This window comes from Nocardia jiangxiensis NBRC 101359 (assembly GCF_000308615.1).
Classification (GTDB): domain Bacteria; phylum Actinomycetota; class Actinomycetes; order Mycobacteriales; family Mycobacteriaceae; genus Nocardia; species Nocardia jiangxiensis.
This window is the reverse complement of the sequence record NZ_BAGB01000169.1, coordinates 73,140-89,613: the sequence shown is the minus strand read 5'-3', so window position 1 is coordinate 89,613 and position 16,474 is coordinate 73,140. Positions and strand designations below refer to the sequence as shown.

Here is a 16,474-nt window from a genome sequence, read left to right as displayed (position 1 = left end):
GGAGGTAACCAATGACCACGATCACCGAGAATCCGATCGAGAACAGCAAGGCCAACCGGCTCACCGTGACGAAATCCGGCGGCAAGATGGTCGCGGACTACTGGGAGAACATCTTCACCGCCCGGGAACGCGGTCAGCAGGTGGTCTGGTACAACGGCTCCGCGGTCAATCCCATCTTCCAGGCCGCAGGTCTGGAATGGGCGCACGGCGAGGCGTTCTCCGCCCGGCTGGCGGCACAGCACCTGGAGGTTCCCGCGCAGAAGGCGGGTGCGGAATACGGCTACATCGGTGAACTGTGCTCCTATGCCCGGACTCATCTGGGTTGTGCGGTGCTGACCGAGCGGTCGCGTCAGGCTGATGAGGCCGGTGTGGCAGCGGAGGGACAGAACGGCATCGTCGGTATGACCGACCAGCAGGAACTGGCGAGCCGACTGCCCGCACCGGACTTCTTCGTCAATGCCTACGCCGGGTGCAGCACCGGGCAGCAATGGGACGAGATCTCCTATCGAGTCTTCGGGAAGCGGGTGCCGATCTTCAACGTCTCGCTCCCGTTCCTGTGGGGCAACAGCAAGGACGCGGGCTACCTGACCGGATCGGAATGGGACGATGCGTCCGGGTATGTCGCGGAACAGTTGCAGGAACTGATCACGTTCATCGAGGGACAGACCGGCCGGCCGTTCGACTGGGATGCGTTGGGGCAGAACATGGCCTACATCAAGCGAGCCTCCGAACTGCGGCGCGAGGCGATGGCGTTGTGCCAGGCGGCGCCGACCCCGGCCACCTACTGGGACTGGATCGCCAATATCGCCCACATCAACTTCCTGCCGGCCGGCCAGGAACTGGTCGACTACTTCACCGCAGTCCGGGACGAGATCCAGTGGCGGCTGGACAACGGCGTCGGTGGCGTCGAATCGGAGCGCTACCGCTTGTATTTCGACGGCATGATGAACTGGAACAAGCTGGGCTGGTTGGCGAAGAAGTTCGCCGCCTATGACGTCTCGGTGGTAGCCGGGCGCTACACCCACAACGCCTTCTGGCAGGAACCGCACCTGATCGACCCCGAGAACCCGCTGCTCGGCATGGCCCAGCACTACCTGCTGTGCCCGACGAACCACGGTGTGAAGACCCTGAAGCACCTGATGCTTCGCGATATCGACGATTACGGTATCGACGGCATGGTCTTCCATTCGTCTCGGACCTGCCGCGCCTTCACCAATCCGCAGCGGTTGCTCGGCAACGCCGCGCAGAAAGAGCGCGGCATCCCGTCGATGTTCTTCGAAGGCGACGTCGCCGATGCGTCCTTCTACAAGGACGAGATTCTGCAGTCGCGACTCGAGGCCATGCTCGAGTCGATCGATATCCGGCGCAGCAGGGCGCAGATCGCCTGAGCGCACCGCGCACGAAGGATTTGCTGATGAGCTCGTATTTCTTGGGCGTCGACCTGGGCTCGACCACCGCGAAGGCGGCGATCGTCGATGAGAATGCCGCACTGGTGGCATCGAGTGTGGTCCAGATGGGCGCGGTGAGCAGGCAGGGCATGCGGCGTGCCATCGACGCGGCCCTGCGTCATGCCGGGCTGCGGCCCGAGGAGATCACCCGCATCGTCGGCACCGGATACGGTCGCCGACTGGTGCCCGACGTGGATCGGACCTTCACCGAGATCACCTGTCACGCACGAGGTGTCGTCGAATGGCAGCCCGATGTCGGACTGATCGTCGATATCGGTGGACAGGACAGCAAGGCGATCACCATCGATGATCTCGGCCTGGTGGACGAGTTCGCGATGAACGATCGGTGCGCGAGCGGCACCGGGCGCTTCTTCGAGGTCCTGGCTCGCGCCCTCGAATGCGAGGTCGACGAGATCGGTGGGCTGGCGCTGAGAGGCACCGCGGATCTGGAGGTCAGCAGCATGTGCGCGACGTTCGCGGAGACGGAGATCGTCTCGCTGGTCGCCGAGGGTGCCGATCCGGCCGATATCGCCGCATCCGTGCACCGCGCGGTGACGGCTCGCATCCTGGGGCTGGTCGCACTGGTGGGTAAGCGAACACCGGTGGTGCTGACCGGCGGTGTCGCGAAGAACCCCGCAGCGATCGAGTTCCTGGCGCAGGCACTGGACACGCCAGTGATCGTCCCGCGCGACCCGCAGGTCACCGGTGCGTTCGGCGCCGCGCTGCTGGCCAGGGACGCCACCGCGCCGAGTACGCGTGGCGAGCCGCTGCCGCTGATCTCGGCCACCAGCTCCGGTGCAGATTGCAGCGTCTGCACCGGTCCGAACTGACTGCCGCGCGGCACTGACGACTCGACTCACTCGTACGGGAACGGAACATTGACCATACCTATGTCCAAAAATATGGTCTATCCATATGACCATTGGGCTATCGTGGCGGCGGGGCACTCCCCGGGCGCCTTCCGTGGTGCCGTCAACCGGTTCCACGACCACGTCACCGACGGCAGGGCCGCGTCGTCGCGGATCCACGCCCGCGCCGGGCGCAGCACTGGAAACAACGGATAGTGAGAGCGCGTGTGACAGCACATCTGGATCAGGACCGCGCGGCCATCCGCGACGCGGTACGCGATTTCGCCGCGAAGCGACTCGCGTCCGGCTATCTGGCCCGCGCCAAATCCTCGACCTTTCCCTGGGACCTGCATCGAGAGATCGCCGGGCTAGGCATCTACGGTCTGCTCGCGGGCGAGGGCTACAACCCGCTGGATCGAGAGGATTTCATCGCTGCGGGACTCGCGGTGGAGGAGTTGGCCTACGCCGATTTCAATGTCGCCAACATCGCCATCCCGGTGATGCTCATGAGCACGCTGATCCGGCAGCACGCGGACCCGGCGGTGCTCGCGGAATGGTTGCCGCGGTTGGTCTCCGGTGACACGTTCGTGGGCTTCGCGCTGACCGAGCCGGAGACCGGTTCGGACGCCGCCAACATCCGCACGGTCGCGCGGGCCATCGGGGACGGATACGTGCTCGACGGTGAGAAGACGTCGGTGACCATGCTCGGCAACGCCGAGGCTCTCGTCGTCGCCGCGCGCACCGTCCGGGACGGGATCGATCTCGGGGTCTCCGTGTTTCTGGTGCCGTTGAATGCCTCCGGGATCTCCCGGTCCGTCGTTCCGGATACCGGCTGGGGCATTCTCGGGCGTGGCGTCCTGCATCTGGATCAGGTGCACATCCCCGCGCGAAACCTGTTGGGTGTCGAGGGACGCGGGTTCTCCCGGGTGCTGAACGGATTCGATTTCACCCGTCCGCTACTGGCGCTCACGGGAATCGGCACGGCCCAGGCGGCCATTGATGAAACCGTGGAGTATGTTCGGCAGCGGACGGCCTTCGGGGCGCCGCTGGCGAAATTCGAAGGAGTCTCATTTCCTCTGGCTGAACATCTCACGCACCTGGAGGCGGCACGGCTGATCTGTTACTCGGCGCTGGAACGGCGGACGCTCGGACTTCCGCACACCGCCGAGGCAGCGATGTCGAAATGGTACGGCCCGCTGGTGGCCAGCGCCGCCGTGAAGGAATGTCTGCTCCTGCACGGCAATTACGGATACTCCCAGGAGCTGCCGTTCGAACAACGACTGCGCGACGTCATGTCGGTCGAGATCGCGGACGGAACCGCGCAGATCCAGAAAATAATCATCATGCGAGAAAAATACGGAAAAGACTTCATTCCTTACAGCAATAAATAAGACACCGGAAACGAAGAGAATTCAGGAGCGAACATGGAAGAACACATGAACAGCGGCAACCCCCGACACCCGGCAGCGGCCGCATTCGATTTCACCCAGTCGAAGGTCATGGTGATCGGCGGCACCTCCGGTGTCGGGCTGGCCACCGCGGTCGGTTTCGCGCGGTCGGGAGCCCGGCAGCTCGTACTCGTCGGCCGCAACGAGCAACGCGGCAAACAGGCCGTCGAGACCGTCGCCGAGGCGAATCCATCCTGCGAGCCGCAGTTTCTGTCGGCGGATGTCAATGAGCCCAGGCGTGCCGACGAGGTGGTCGCGGAGGCGGCTCGGCTGATGGGCGGTCTGGACGTGCTGGTCAATTCGACCGTCGCGGTCTATCAGCCGACGCTGCTGCACGACACGGAGATCGACGCGATCCCCACCATGCTCACCCAGCAGGCGCTCGGTCCGATGCTGACCAGCCGGGCCGCGGTGCGCGTCATGCGAGAGCAGCGGCACGGCGCGATCATCAACATCGCTTCGGATGCGGCGAAGGTGCCGACCCCGGGCGAATGCATCATCGGCGCGGCGATGGCGGCAATCGTGACGTTCTCCCGCACTCTGGCGGTCGAAGCGAAACGTTACGGCGTCAGGGTGAACACGATCACGCCGTCGCTGATCGCGAACACCGGATCCTACGACCGGGCGATGAATCTCGAATTCAGCAAGAAGATCTTCGAGAAAATCACCTCGCAGGCGCATCTGGGCCTGACCGAGCCCGAAGACCTCGCGAATACCATCATGTTCCTCGCCTCGTCGTTGGCGGCCAATATCACCGGCCAGGTAGTCAGTGTCAACGGCGGAATCTCGGTGGCCTGAGGTCATCGGCGGAATACCGCTGTCCGTCTTTTTTTCCAGCAGTGAAAGGCCCCGGCCAATGGCGTCCACTCCGTCCCTGCCGAATGATAATATTTCGGTCGTCTCCAGCCCCGCAGCCACCCGTATCGTGCGCCGTCGGATAACCAGCTGTGCCGATATCGATCGCATCGAGCAGGAATTCTCTCCCGACGAATTGCGTGCCGGGGCCACCTTCTACGATGCGTTCCGTGCCGCCGCGGCCGAACACCCGGACAAGAACGCGATCATCGCACTGGAGCCGCCGAATCTCCTCGAACCGGTTCGAACCGTCACCTATCGGGAGCTCGTCGAGGCGGTCGAACAAACCTCGAATGTATTCCACCATGCTGCCGGTGGCGCACCGAGCGTGGTGGCGGTGCTGCTGCCCATGTTGCCGGAGGGCCTCTTCTCGATCTGGGGGGCGGCGACGGCCGGTGTCGCGGTGCCGCTCAACCCGTTCCTCGAGGTTCCAGCGGTGGTCCGGATCATGAACGACACACAGTGCACAACCCTGGTGACTACGCGCGAGGTGATCGAGGCCCGTTGTGGCGGCGACATCGATGTCCTGCGCCGAGCCCTCCCGACCTTACGGACGGTCTTCTATGTCGGAGCCGACGGCGGTTCGGACGACCTCGCCACCGCGATGGCGCGATACGCCGGGCGGGGCTTCACCTTCGACCGTGACACCGATCCGCACCGGGACGCGGTGCTGATGCCCACCGGGGGGACGACGGGTACGCCGAAACTCGTCCGGATGACGCAGTTCGGTCAGCTGGCCGTTACCTGGAACGTCGGAGCCCTCATGGGCCCGGACACCGACGGCGTCGTGGCGCACGGCATGCCGAATTTTCATTGTGGCGGCAGCGTATCTCTCGGGCTGCGATGCCTGCTGTACGGCCAGACCCTGCTCACGCTCACTGCCGAGGGCTTCCGCACCAAGCAGGTCGTTTCGGAGTTCTGGAACATCGCGCGCCATTTTCGGGTGACGTCGGTGATGTCCACTCCCACGACCGCGCAAGCACTGCTGAGCGTGCCCGATGCCGATTCGTCTGGTCATCGGATCGAAGACTTCCATGTCGGTGGCAGCACAGTTCCCACGGAATTGGTTCGTGCCTTCCACGAACGTTTCGGGGTGTGGCTTCGGGAGAACTGGGGCATGACCGAGGTGCACGGCACCATGACCGGCCACCCGAACGATGACCGTGAACCCCGCATCGGATCGGCGGGGCGGCCCTTGCCGTACTGTCGGGTCGCCGCAGTCGAACTCGACGAGAACAACGCCGTGGTGCGGGTATGCGGACCGAGCGAGCGAGGGGCGCTGCTGGTCGGCGGCGTGAGTATCGGCAGGGGATACCTCGACGAGGACCTCAACGCCGGTCTTTTCGTGACCGGTATGCCGGATGGGCAGAGGTGGGTGGACAGCGGCGATGTCGGCAGCGTCGATGAGGACGGCTACGTCTGGGTGTCCAATCGTGCCAAGGATCTGATCATCCGTGGCGGTCACAACATCGACCCGCGTGAGATCGAGTTTGCGCTCGACCGGCACCCGGCGGTGGAACTTGTTGCAGCGGTTGGTAAACCGGACGCGGCCAAGGGAGAGCTGCCGATCGCTTACGTGCAACTGCACGCCGGGGCATCGGTGGATCCCGGGGAGCTGACGGCATTCTGCCGCGAGCATGTTCAAGAGCGCGCGGCCACGCCCGTCGAAGTGATCGTGCTCGACGAGCTGCCGCTCACCCCCGTGGGCAAACTGGCCAAGCCCGCGCTACGGATCATGGCGACCGAGCGTGAGGTACACGCACGCGTCGCTGCCGCCTTCCCGGATGGTGTCCGGAGCGAGGTGCGGGTGGACAATACCGGTCGTCGGTTGCGTGTCATCGTCGAGTTGATCGGGGACGCAAGCGAACTCGCCGCTGGTGCGGCAGAGTTGCGGCGCGCCGTGAGTACCTACGAATTCGATTCCCAAGTCGATATCGTGGCGCCGGTTGCACATCCGCGCTGAGAGGCCGCATCGATCACCAAGCTTCGGCCGGGCTCCGAAGAGCCCAGCCGAAGTGTGGCGAACCATGGAGACGAAATTCATCGCCTTGCAGCTGTGACACCCTTTCCTGTCTCCTCGTGCGAGCAGATGATCGCGACCCGCTACCGGCCTCGGAGATCAACCAGGGGGGTCGCCGATATGCACGCGGCCCGCAACATCCGCGGGGGCGTTGTCTACGACTGGCGGGGATCGCCGGGAGGCGCGCTGAACGCGGCCAGATGATCGAAGAACGCGAGTGGTACCTGTGACGGTGTCGATTTCCAGTGCGGTGGTTCTGCCTCGGGGCGCAGTTCCTGGGCGAGTCGGGCCAGGGCGGGACCTTCGTCGAGGATGGGGCGGATCAGGCGGGCCTTGGCGCACTGTGGCAGTATCGACGCGATCAGGCCTTTCGCTTCTGCGGTAAGATGCTGTGCGGCAAGGCATTTCGCTTGCAAAAGCGTTGCGTACACGGTGGCTCGGGGTCGTCGGGTCGCGTCGATCGATCGTGTCAGCTCGGCGGCGCGGACGGCTGCCAGATCTGGACGATCCCGGAGCAGAGTGCGGATGGCCGTGCCTTCCCGGAGCTCGCGAATGCGGACTGCGATGCCGTCGTCTGCTGCGGGGCCGGGTGTGGCGAGCTGTGGTGCGGGTGCGTGTTCCAGGCCGAGTTGGACTCGCTCGCTTTCGATTCGAGCGGACAGCCGTGGCAGGGTGAGTGCGCGTGCGAGCCTTTCACCTTCGGTGAGACGCCGTTGTGCCGCGGGCAGGTCGCCGAGCGCAGCCTTGATTCGTGCACCCGTGCCATAGGTGGCTTCCAGGAGATCCACCAGGCCGCCTTCGAACCCGAGTTCGGCGTCTTCGAGCAGTTGATCGGCCTCGTCGAGTTCGTCCCGCTCGTAGAGGAAGTCGCCGAGCACGGCGCCGGCGAGCCGAGCGGTGAAGGAATGTTCCCCGGTTGCGGTGCGGGCCAGATGCACGGCGGTCCGGAAGTGGTGTTCGGCGCGGTCCATCTCGAGTTTCTCGCGCGCCGCCATGCCTGCCAGGCAGTGGCTGTACATCGGGCCCAACGCCCCGGCGATGTCCTGGAAGTACGGTCTGCCCCACTCGTGCCACGAGCGTACCCGGTCGAAGTCGAACCGGTGCAGGGCGCTGAAGGCACCGACGTTCGCGGCGGCGCACAACACCCACGCCGAGAGTTCTTCGGGCCTGGATCGGCATTGTTCGGCCGCGGCGTCCAAGTCGTCGGTGTGGTCGGCGAAGGCGGATTCGACACTGTGTAGGAGTGTCGCCTCGAGCATGAGGGCCGACATCGGCCGACCCGGTTCGGTTTCGGCCCGCTCCGCGTCGGCGACCCGGTCCAGAGCGGTGCGCAGTTGGTCGGCGCGCCGCATCAGCACCGCGGCCCACGCCAGCGCCATCTGCAGGCTCGGATGTGTTGCCGCGTGCGCGGCGGGAAGTTTGGCGGCCAGCGCGGTCAACGTCGCCAGTTGCGAATGCTGGACCAGATCTTGCGCGTGTTCCTCCACGAGTTCGACGGCCTGCTCCGGCAGCTGTGCGGCTGTCGCGTGATCGATTGCCTCACTGAGCATGTGATGCCGGGCGAACCAGTCGGCCGCGCGGCGGTGCAGGTCGCCGACGCGCTCACCGCAGTCGCGGTCGAGTCTTTGCCGGAGGAACTCGGCGAACAGATGGTGGTAGCGGAACCAGTGGCCGTCGGGGTCGGTGCGGCGCAGGAACAGGTCGCGTTGCTCGATCTCCTCCAAGAGGGCCTGGCCGTGCTGTTCACCGGTCAGCGCTGTTGCCAGTGACCCGCAGATCTGTTCGGCGACCGAGGTTTCCAGCAAACGTTGGAGCAGGGTCGGATCCAGTGTGCGGAGCACATTGTCGGCCAGGTATTCGCTGATGACGTGGTGTCGTCCGGACACGTGCTCGATCAGTTCGCTCGGGTCGATGTGCCCGCGCATCGAGATAGATGCCAACTGCAGGCCGGCGACCCAGCCGTCGGTGTTCTCTCGGAGCCTGCTGACCCCGCTGTCGTCGATGTCGATGCCGCCGAGCTCCACCAGCAGCTCGCCTGCTTCTGTCTGGTCGAAACGTAATGCGGCGGAATCGATCTCGATCAATTCATTGCTCACGCGCATCGCCGAAAGGGGGAGTCCGCTGCGCTCTCGGCTGGTGACCAGTATCTGCAGGTGATGGCAGCCGTGCTCGAGCAGAAAGTGCAGGGCGGCCACCGTGGCATCGGAGGTGATGCGATGCCAGTCCTCGATGATCACCACGATCCGCTCGCCGTGCTCGTGGATCGCGTTGATCAGGGAGGTCAAAACGTAGCGTTCGACGTTCGTGCCGTGCTCTTCGATGATCCGGCTCAGCTCGCCCTCCACGGCGGGCCGGGTATGCCGGATGGCCTCGAGCAGATGGAGCAGGAATAGCGTCGAATTGTTGTCGTCGGTATCGATGCCGAGCCAGCACGCGGCGACGCGATCGCTGACCAGTTGCTGCCCCCATTGGGCGGCTAGGGTGCTCTTGCCGAACCCGGCCGGTGCATGGATCAGGATCAGTCGTGGCCAGGGATCGGCGTTCAATTGGTCCAGCAGCCGTTCACGGCGCACCAGCGGACGCGGCGATATCGCGGGCCGGAACTTGGTTGCGGGTGTCGGAGGTGTCGGCGCGCCGGTCGATACCGAGGCCGCAAACTGCTCGGGTCCGGTGATTTCGGTCAAGGCTGGTCCACCGGCTACCGGGCTCGGCTGTCCGGTCGGCAATATCATCTCGTCGACGTGCAGGCCGTGACTGTGTTGTATTCGGCGGACTTGCTCGCCGAAGGTCGTGGCGGGTTGCGGCCGGGTTCGGGGATCCGCAGCCATGCTCTGCTCGATCAGGTCGCAGACGTCGTCGGGTATGCCCTCCGGACGCAGATTCGGCAGCGGCTCGTCGGTCACCCGCAGGAACTGGGCGACAAGTTTCTCACCGGTGCGTCGTTCGTAGGCGGCGTGGCCGGTGAGCATGCAGAACAGCGTCGCTCCAAGCCCGTAGATGTCCGAGGCGACCGACGGTGTGCCTTTGCGAAGCACCTCCGGTGCGGTGAATGCCGGTGATCCGGTCACTACACCGGTCGTGGTCTGAAATCCGCCCTCGATCCGCGCGATGCCGAAGTCGGTGAGCTGGGGTTCGCCGTATTCGGTGATCAGCACGTTGCCCGGTTTGATGTCGCGGTGCAGAATACCCGCGCGATGCACGGTTTCCAGCGCACCGGCGAGCTTGACCGCTATGCGGAGCACATCGGGGAGGGGAAGTGGACCCTCGCGGCGGATCAGATTCTGCAGTGACCCGCGGGAGTGATATGGCATGACGAGGTAGGGTCGGCCGTCGGCAGTGCTGCCGACCTGGTGTATCTGCACGATATTGGGATGGCTGGGCAGTTTGGCCATCGCACGCTGCTCGCGCAGGAACCGATCGAGGTTTTCCCCGCCGTATTCGGAGATGGAGGTCAGCACCTTCACTGCCACGGTGCGGTCCAGTGCGAACTCCCGGCAGCGGTAGACGACGCCGAACCCGCCACGGCCGATCACCCGAATCTCACCGAAACCGGCGGCTTCCAGCTCCTTGTCGACCGCCGCGAACTGGTCGCGGTGTGTCGCCAAGGGGTCTTCGTCGGCCATCGGCATGCGCTCTGTCTCGATGCTTCCGCGGTGCCCCGTCGCGCTGGTGGGTCAAGTATATTGCGCTGTCCACCGGCTGGGGCCCCTCATCGCGGCGATCGGTTGCGCTCGTGCCCGGGGTGCGGCCGAGATCATCCTCGAGCCAGGTGCGCCTGCAGCCATCCGATCAGGTCCGCGACGACCTCGTCCCGGTTGGTCTCGTTGAGGATTTCGTGCCGTGCATCCGGATACACCCTGGTCGTCACATGTTCGACACCCGCGGCGCGGAGGCGTTCGGCGAGCGGGTCGAACAATGCGAGGCCGGCGTTGACCGGATCGCGATCACCCACCGCCAGATAGAACGGCAGATCCGAGCCGTGCACGATCTGAATCGCGGCTCTCGGTGTTTCCTTGGAATCCCAGCGGTGTCGCTCATGGCGGCCCGGATCGGAGTCAGCGTATGGTGAGCGCCTTTTCGAGCCTTGCCTGGAATGCGTGCCTGGTCAGTCCGAACCGGGTGAAGATCTCCTCCTCCGGCGGGCCGCCGAACGGCAGCCACATCTCGGCCAGGCGAATCATCTCGTCGATCTCGCTGTAGACGTACGGGGGTGGCGCGTGCGGCGTGCGGCGTGGCGCATCGCGGGCTTGCTGGTACTGCCTGATGCGTTGCGCGAGTCGCGATCGGGAATGTGGAGTCGGCATGGTTCGCATCGTGTCCGCCACTTTCGATGGGTCGACCCCTTCGCTGGAAAGGGTCCGCAAAGCTCATAATTGGCATGACCATTATATGGTCATGCCAATTATGAAGGCAATAGCCCAGCTGCTGCCTATCGCTGGGCTATGCCTGTCGCCGTCAACGTACGTCGAGGTAGATGCTCTTGACGTTCTGGTAGGAGGAAAGCCCCTCGGGACCCAGTTCCCGGCCCATGCCGCTGCTCTTGATGCCGCCGAACGGCGCGGTCGGATCGTTGGCGTATCCGTTGATTCCCACCGTGCCCGTGGCGATCCGCCGCGCGAACCTAGCGCCCCGGTCCGCGTCCGTGGTCCAGACCGTGCCGCCGAGGCCGTATTCCGAACTGTTGGCGATCGCCACCGCGTCGTCCTCGTCGGTGTACCGAATCACCGACAGCACGGGCCCGAAGATCTCCTCCCGCGCGATCGTGTGCTCGGGCCGGACGTCGGCGAAGACCGTCGGTTCGACGAACCAGCCCTGCTCGCCTGCTCGCCCGCCACCGGTGGTGACGCGACCGCCGTCGCGCTGTCCGGTCGCGATGTAGCTTTCCACGCGATCGCGCTGGCGCTGCGAGACCAGCGGGCCCATCTGAGTGGTGTCCGAGAGCGGATCGCCGACGGTGGTGTTCCTGGCCAGATCGGTCACGATGTCGACGATCTCGTCGTAGCGAGCGGCCGGCGCCAGCACGCGAGTGCACAGCCAGCAGATCTGCCCGTTGTTCAACAGCGTTGCGCCGAAGAAGGATTCGATATCAGCGGCGAGGTCGACGTCGTCCAGCACGATGGCGGCCGACTTGCCGCCCAGCTCCAAGGTCACCGGCCGCAGTAGTTCGCCGCAGTCGCGTGCAATCGACCGTCCGGCCCCGGTGGAGCCGGTGAACGACACCTTGTCCACCCCCGGGTGGCGTACCAGATATGCGCCGAGTTCACGACCGCCGGGCACCACGTTCAGAACACCCGGTGGCATGCCCGCGGCGGTTGCCGCCTCTGCCATCAGGAAGGCGTCCAGGACGGTTTCGGGCGCTGGTTTGAGCACGACGGTGCAACCGGCCGCCAGCGCCGGGGCGATCTTCAGGAAGGTGATGGCCTGCGGCACGTTCCACGGGACGATGGCGCCGACGACGCCGATGGGGGACCGCGCCACCACGGTGGATCCGCCGAGCATCCCGGGACGGACCTCGTCCTCGGATTCGGCGACCATCGCGCCGTAGTACTGCAGAAGCAGTGCGGGAAACCCACTTTCGAACTGGCGCGCGAGGCTGATCGGCATGCCGTTCTGGCTGCTGACCCGGTTCGCGGTCGCCTCGCCGCGCGCCTGCAACTCTTCGGCGAACTTCGCGAGTGCGTCCGCGCGGCGTTTACCGTCCCAGTGCGCCCACCCGGCCGGATCGTCGAATGCCCTTCGGGCGGCGTCGACCGCGGCGTCGATATCGGCATCGCTGCCCTCGGGAACCGAGCCGATGCGCGCTTCGGTGCTCGGGGAGATCACCGGAATGACCGCATTCGTGGCCGGTGCGACCCAGCGTCCGTCGAGATACAGATCGGTGTAATCGATTGTCATGGTCGTGCTTTCTGCGGAGAACGGATCACTCGTGGACGAGCACCGGCTTGAGCACCTCGCCGTGGTGCTGCGCGGTGACGGCGTCGTTGATCTTGGTGAAGGGGAAGGTGGTCACCAGCTTGTCGATCGGGAACCGTCCGGCCCGGAACAGTTCGATCAACTCGGGAATGAATTCGTCGGGGTCGCTGTCGCCTTCGATGATGCCGATGACGGTGATTCCCAGGACGAGCGTTTCGATCACGGTGAGCGGCAGTGCCGCTTCGGGATTCGCGGGCACGCCGATCAGGCCGAGTTTGCCGTGGAAGGTCATCGACTTCACCAGGCTGTCGATGACCGCCGGAATGCCCGAGGTGTCGATGGCGCAGTCGACACCGCCGGGGACGACGGCGCGGACCTGCTCTGCGACCGGACCGGCGGCGGGGTCCAAGGCGTGGGTCGCGCCGAGTTCCAGGGCCAGGGCCCGGCGCGAGGCGTGCGGTTCGACGACGATGATCGTCGCGCAGTCCCGCACCGCCGCGGCCATCACCGCGGCCAGCCCGACCGATCCGGCGCCGGCGACCAGCAGCGCCGAGCCCGCGCGGCACGCGAGCGAGCGCATGACCGCTCCGGCGCCGGTCTGGATGCCGCAGCCGATCGGAGCGATGATCTCGGCCGGAAGGTCCGCGGGCACCTGCACCACATTGCGTTCCAGCGCCAAGCTGTAGGTGGCGAACGAGGACTGCCCGAAGAAGAAGCCGGTGATCGCCTCGTCACCTCCGGACAGCGGGCCGGTGCCGTCCGCGCGCACACCGTCGTAGTTGAGGTGCATGAAGTTGTGGCAGTAGGAAGGGGAATCGGCCAGGCAGGAGGGACAACTCCCGCAGCTGGCGAACGTGATCCCGACCCGGTCGCCGGGCGCGACCTTGGTGACGCCCGCGCCGACCGCCTCGACGACGCCGCAACCCTCGTGGCCGAAGACCGCGGGCAGGGAGACCGGGAGTGCCCCGTCGCGGGCGGCCAGGTCCGTGTGACAGATTCCGACGGCCTCCACCTTGACCAGCACCTCGCCGGCCTTCGGGCCGTCGATGGTGATGGTCTCGAGTGAGAATTCGCCCTGTGGTGTGCGTGCGACTGCGGCGAGTGCCTGCATGTTCGTCTCCTTCGTTCTGCTACATCGACCGCGCTAGGCGGCCGGGGTGTGATCGAGTCCCTGCGCGACCTCGCGCAGGGGGGTGCCGCTGTCGGCCAGGGCGGTCCGGTTCAGACGTGTCCGGCCACCGATGAATTTCTTGCCGGCCATGAAATCGGCTGCGGCATTGACGGTTTCGACGCTGTGCGGGATTCCTTCGGAGTCCAGGTGGAACAGCGCGCACGAGCCGGTGCCGGGATCGCCACGCAGGACGGCCTCGGTGCCGGGGGTGAGGATGCCCGCGATCTTCATCTTCAGGTCGAACTGGTCCGACCAGAACCACGGCACCTCGTGCAGGGGAACCGCCGCGCCGGTGATGACCGCGGCGGCCTGTTTGGCCTGCTCGGTCGCGCTCGGAATGCTCTCCAGCCGTACGAGTGTGCCCAGGCCGTCGTGCATCCGGTGGGTCACGTCGCCGATGGCCAGGATGTGCGGATCACTGGTCCGGGCGGCGCCGTCGACGAGGATTCCCGCCGTGCAGTCCAGTCCCGCGGCTCGGGCGAGCCCGTCCTCGGGCACCGCGCCGATTCCGACGATCACTGTGTCACAGCCGATTTCGGTGCCATCGCCGAGCCGGAGGGCGCGCACCCCGTCGTCGTCGCCGAGAATCGCGCTCACGTCGGCTCCGGTCAGGATCCGGGTACCGCGCGCGCGATGGCTGTCGGTGAGGATCCGGGACAGCTCCGGGCTGGCCACCCGCGCGAGGACCCGCTCCTCGCGTTCGATCACCGTGACCTCGCAGCCGCGCGCTCGTGCCGCGGCCGCGACCTCGAGCCCGACGTAGCCCGCGCCGACGATCGCCAGCCGTGCGTCGGCCAGGACCGCGGTGCGCAGCGCGGCGGCGTCGGTGAGTGTGCGCAGGGTGAGCACTCCGGGCAGATGGGCTCCCGGAACCGGCAGCGCGCGCGGACTGGCGCCGGTGGCGAGCACCAACGTCCCGTAGGGCATGACCGCACCGGACCGCAGGGTCACGGTGCGGGCCGTGCGGTCGATGCCGACCACCGGATCTGCCAGGCGCAGCTCGATGTCGTTGTCGGCGTAGAACGATTCGGGACGCAGCCACTGGATGTAGTCCTCGCCGTCGTACTTCTTCGACAGCGGCGGTCGCTGATACGGCGGGTCGGACTCGGCACCGACCAGAACCACGCGGCCGGGGAACTTCTGTTGCCGGAGCAGGCCGGCGAGCGTTCCGCCGGCCTGTCCCGCACCGACGATCACCACGGTGTGCGTCGGATCCATCGTGTGCACCACGGTTACCGATCGAACTCGATCGCGACGGGCATGTTCTTGAGTCCGCCGACGAAGTTGGTCTGGATGAACCGTGTGTCACCGGTCAGGGTGATCGACTTGACGTGCGGCAGCAACTCTTCGAGCATGACCCGGAGTTCGAGCTTGGCCAGGTGCTGCCCGATGCACATGTGTGGGCCGTAGCCGAAGGCGATGTGCTTGTTCGGGCGACGGGTGGGGTCGAAACTGTCCGGGTTCGGGTTGGCTTCGGCGTCGCGGTTACCGGACTGGTACAGCAGCATGAAGCGATCACCCGCGTGAATCTCGCGCCCGCGCAGCGTGTAGTCCTGGGTCGCGGTCCGCATGAAATGCTTTACCGGCGATGCCCAGCGCAGCGACTCGTTGACCAGGTGCGGGACCAGGGACAGGTCGTTGCGGACGCGCTCGAGTTGCTCGGGGTTGCGGCCGAGTTCGAGCATGCCGCCGGCCAGTGTGCTCGAGGTCGTGTCGTGGCCCGCGGTCGCGATGGCGATGAAGTAACCGTAGGCCGTTTCGTTCGGGTAGTACTCACCGTTCGCGTCGCGGGCCAGGGAGATGACGGTGGCGAGGTCGTCGCGGGGGCTCTTTCGCCGATCCTGAAGCAGCGCTTCGAAATACGCGTAGAAGTCCTGGATCGTGGCGACCCACTGCTTGGCTGCGGCGTCCGGGGTGAGCTGTTCGACGTCCTCGCGCGCGGCGTCGGGGTCGGCGGTGCCGAAGAACTCCTGTGTCAGCGACATCATCCGGGGCTCATCGGATTCGGGCACACCGAACAGGCTCATGATGACGTGCAGCGGGTACTGCAGCGCGAAGTCCTTGACGAAGTCGATGCGCCCGTCGGTCTCGAGCAGCCGGGCCACGGCTGCCTTGGCCAGGTCGCGGATCACCGACTCCCACTGGGACAGGTTCTGCGGCCGGAACCAGTCCAGCGCAATGTCTTTGATCTCGGTGTGCTCGGGCGGATCCAGGTAGGTGAGTGTCTCCAGAATCCGCAGGCTGCCGTTGTTGATGCTCTTGGTGAACTCGTCACCGGCCTGGTTGGCCAGGATGGGGTTGACCGACCCCTTGTCCTCGCCGCCGGCGCTGGTGAAGATCTCGGGCTGCCGCTCGATCTCCATGATGTCGGCGTGCTTGCTGACCAGCCACAACGGGTCGTATCCCTCGACGACCGCGCGGCCCAGCGGATTGTTCTCGCGCAACCAGCTGTAGGCCGCGAACAGGGCATCGTTGTCACGGTGGCCCTCGGGAAGGACGATCTGCCGGGCGACGGTGTCCGGGATCAACTCGGTGGCCTGCTCCGTGGTGCTCATGAATCTCTCTCCTCGCTCGATCGGGAAGTGCTACTCAGCGTGGCAGCGAGGCGGGTGAGTCACATCACACCGATACCGGAAGAGTGTCGGCAGAAAGGGTGCAATTGCGCCGCCGCCTCACTCCGATGGCTGGCATCAATCGACCATCGTGGGGATGTGAGGGGCCGTATTCGCTTCGCAGACTGGATTTGCTGTCGTTCAGCACGCACCTGTTGG

At 65.7% G+C, this 16,474-nt stretch carries 12 protein-coding genes; 5 read left to right on the top strand and 7 right to left on the bottom strand.

Annotated elements, in window-relative coordinates; all coding sequences use genetic code 11:
* Positions 1–11 precede the first annotated feature (11 nt).
* The 5 genes from ON40_RS42685 (at position 12) to ON40_RS42665 (ending at position 6,562) form a co-directional block, all read left to right on the top strand.
* Positions 12–1,388, top strand: coding sequence for a 2-hydroxyacyl-CoA dehydratase subunit D (locus ON40_RS42685; protein ID WP_040831444.1), 1,377 nt, complete (start codon positions 12–14; stop codon positions 1,386–1,388).
* Between the two features lie 26 nt (positions 1,389–1,414).
* Positions 1,415–2,278, top strand: coding sequence for an acyl-CoA dehydratase activase (locus ON40_RS42680; protein ID WP_051194460.1), 864 nt, complete (start codon positions 1,415–1,417; stop codon positions 2,276–2,278).
* Positions 2,279–2,523: 245 nt separating this feature from the next.
* Positions 2,524–3,687, top strand: a complete 1,164-nt coding sequence (locus ON40_RS42675; RefSeq protein ID WP_040831443.1) for an acyl-CoA dehydrogenase family protein — start codon at positions 2,524–2,526, stop codon at positions 3,685–3,687.
* Positions 3,688–3,720: 33 nt separating this feature from the next.
* Complete coding sequence (locus ON40_RS42670; protein WP_040831442.1) at positions 3,721–4,542, top strand: SDR family NAD(P)-dependent oxidoreductase; 822 nt, start codon at positions 3,721–3,723, stop codon at positions 4,540–4,542.
* Positions 4,543–4,669: 127 nt separating this feature from the next.
* Positions 4,670–6,562, top strand: coding sequence for an AMP-binding protein (locus tag ON40_RS42665; protein ID WP_040831441.1), 1,893 nt, complete (start codon positions 4,670–4,672; stop codon positions 6,560–6,562).
* A gap of 212 nt (positions 6,563–6,774) precedes the next feature.
* On the opposite strand, the gene ON40_RS42660 is transcribed toward ON40_RS42665, so the two are convergent.
* The 7 genes from ON40_RS42660 to ON40_RS42630 all read right to left on the bottom strand — a co-directional run bounded on the left by ON40_RS42660 (position 6,775) and on the right by ON40_RS42630 (position 16,258).
* Entirely contained in the window at positions 6,775–10,242 is a 3,468-nt protein-coding gene (locus tag ON40_RS42660) for a serine/threonine-protein kinase (RefSeq protein WP_051194476.1), read from the bottom strand.
* A 131-nt stretch (positions 10,243–10,373) separates the two neighbouring features.
* The gene (locus ON40_RS42655; RefSeq protein ID WP_040831440.1) at positions 10,374–10,604 is read right to left on the bottom strand and encodes a prolyl oligopeptidase family serine peptidase; all 231 of its coding nucleotides are present in this window, start codon (positions 10,602–10,604) and stop codon (positions 10,374–10,376) included.
* A gap of 70 nt (positions 10,605–10,674) precedes the next feature.
* The gene (locus ON40_RS42650) at positions 10,675–10,923 is read right to left on the bottom strand and encodes a hypothetical protein (RefSeq protein WP_157186789.1); all 249 of its coding nucleotides are present in this window, start codon (positions 10,921–10,923) and stop codon (positions 10,675–10,677) included.
* Between the two features lie 151 nt (positions 10,924–11,074).
* A complete protein-coding gene (locus tag ON40_RS42645; protein WP_040831438.1) occupies positions 11,075–12,514 on the bottom strand; it encodes an aldehyde dehydrogenase in 1,440 nt (479 codons plus the stop codon).
* A 25-nt stretch (positions 12,515–12,539) separates the two neighbouring features.
* Positions 12,540–13,643: an NAD(P)-dependent alcohol dehydrogenase gene (locus tag ON40_RS42640; protein ID WP_040831436.1), complete on the bottom strand. Its 1,104-nt coding sequence runs from the start codon at positions 13,641–13,643 to the stop codon at positions 12,540–12,542.
* Positions 13,644–13,676: 33 nt separating this feature from the next.
* A complete protein-coding gene (locus ON40_RS42635) occupies positions 13,677–14,921 on the bottom strand; it encodes an NAD(P)/FAD-dependent oxidoreductase (protein ID WP_373282073.1) in 1,245 nt (414 codons plus the stop codon).
* Between the two features lie 14 nt (positions 14,922–14,935).
* Positions 14,936–16,258, bottom strand: coding sequence for a cytochrome P450 (locus tag ON40_RS42630; protein ID WP_040831435.1), 1,323 nt, complete (start codon positions 16,256–16,258; stop codon positions 14,936–14,938).
* Positions 16,259–16,474: the final 216 nt, after the last annotated feature.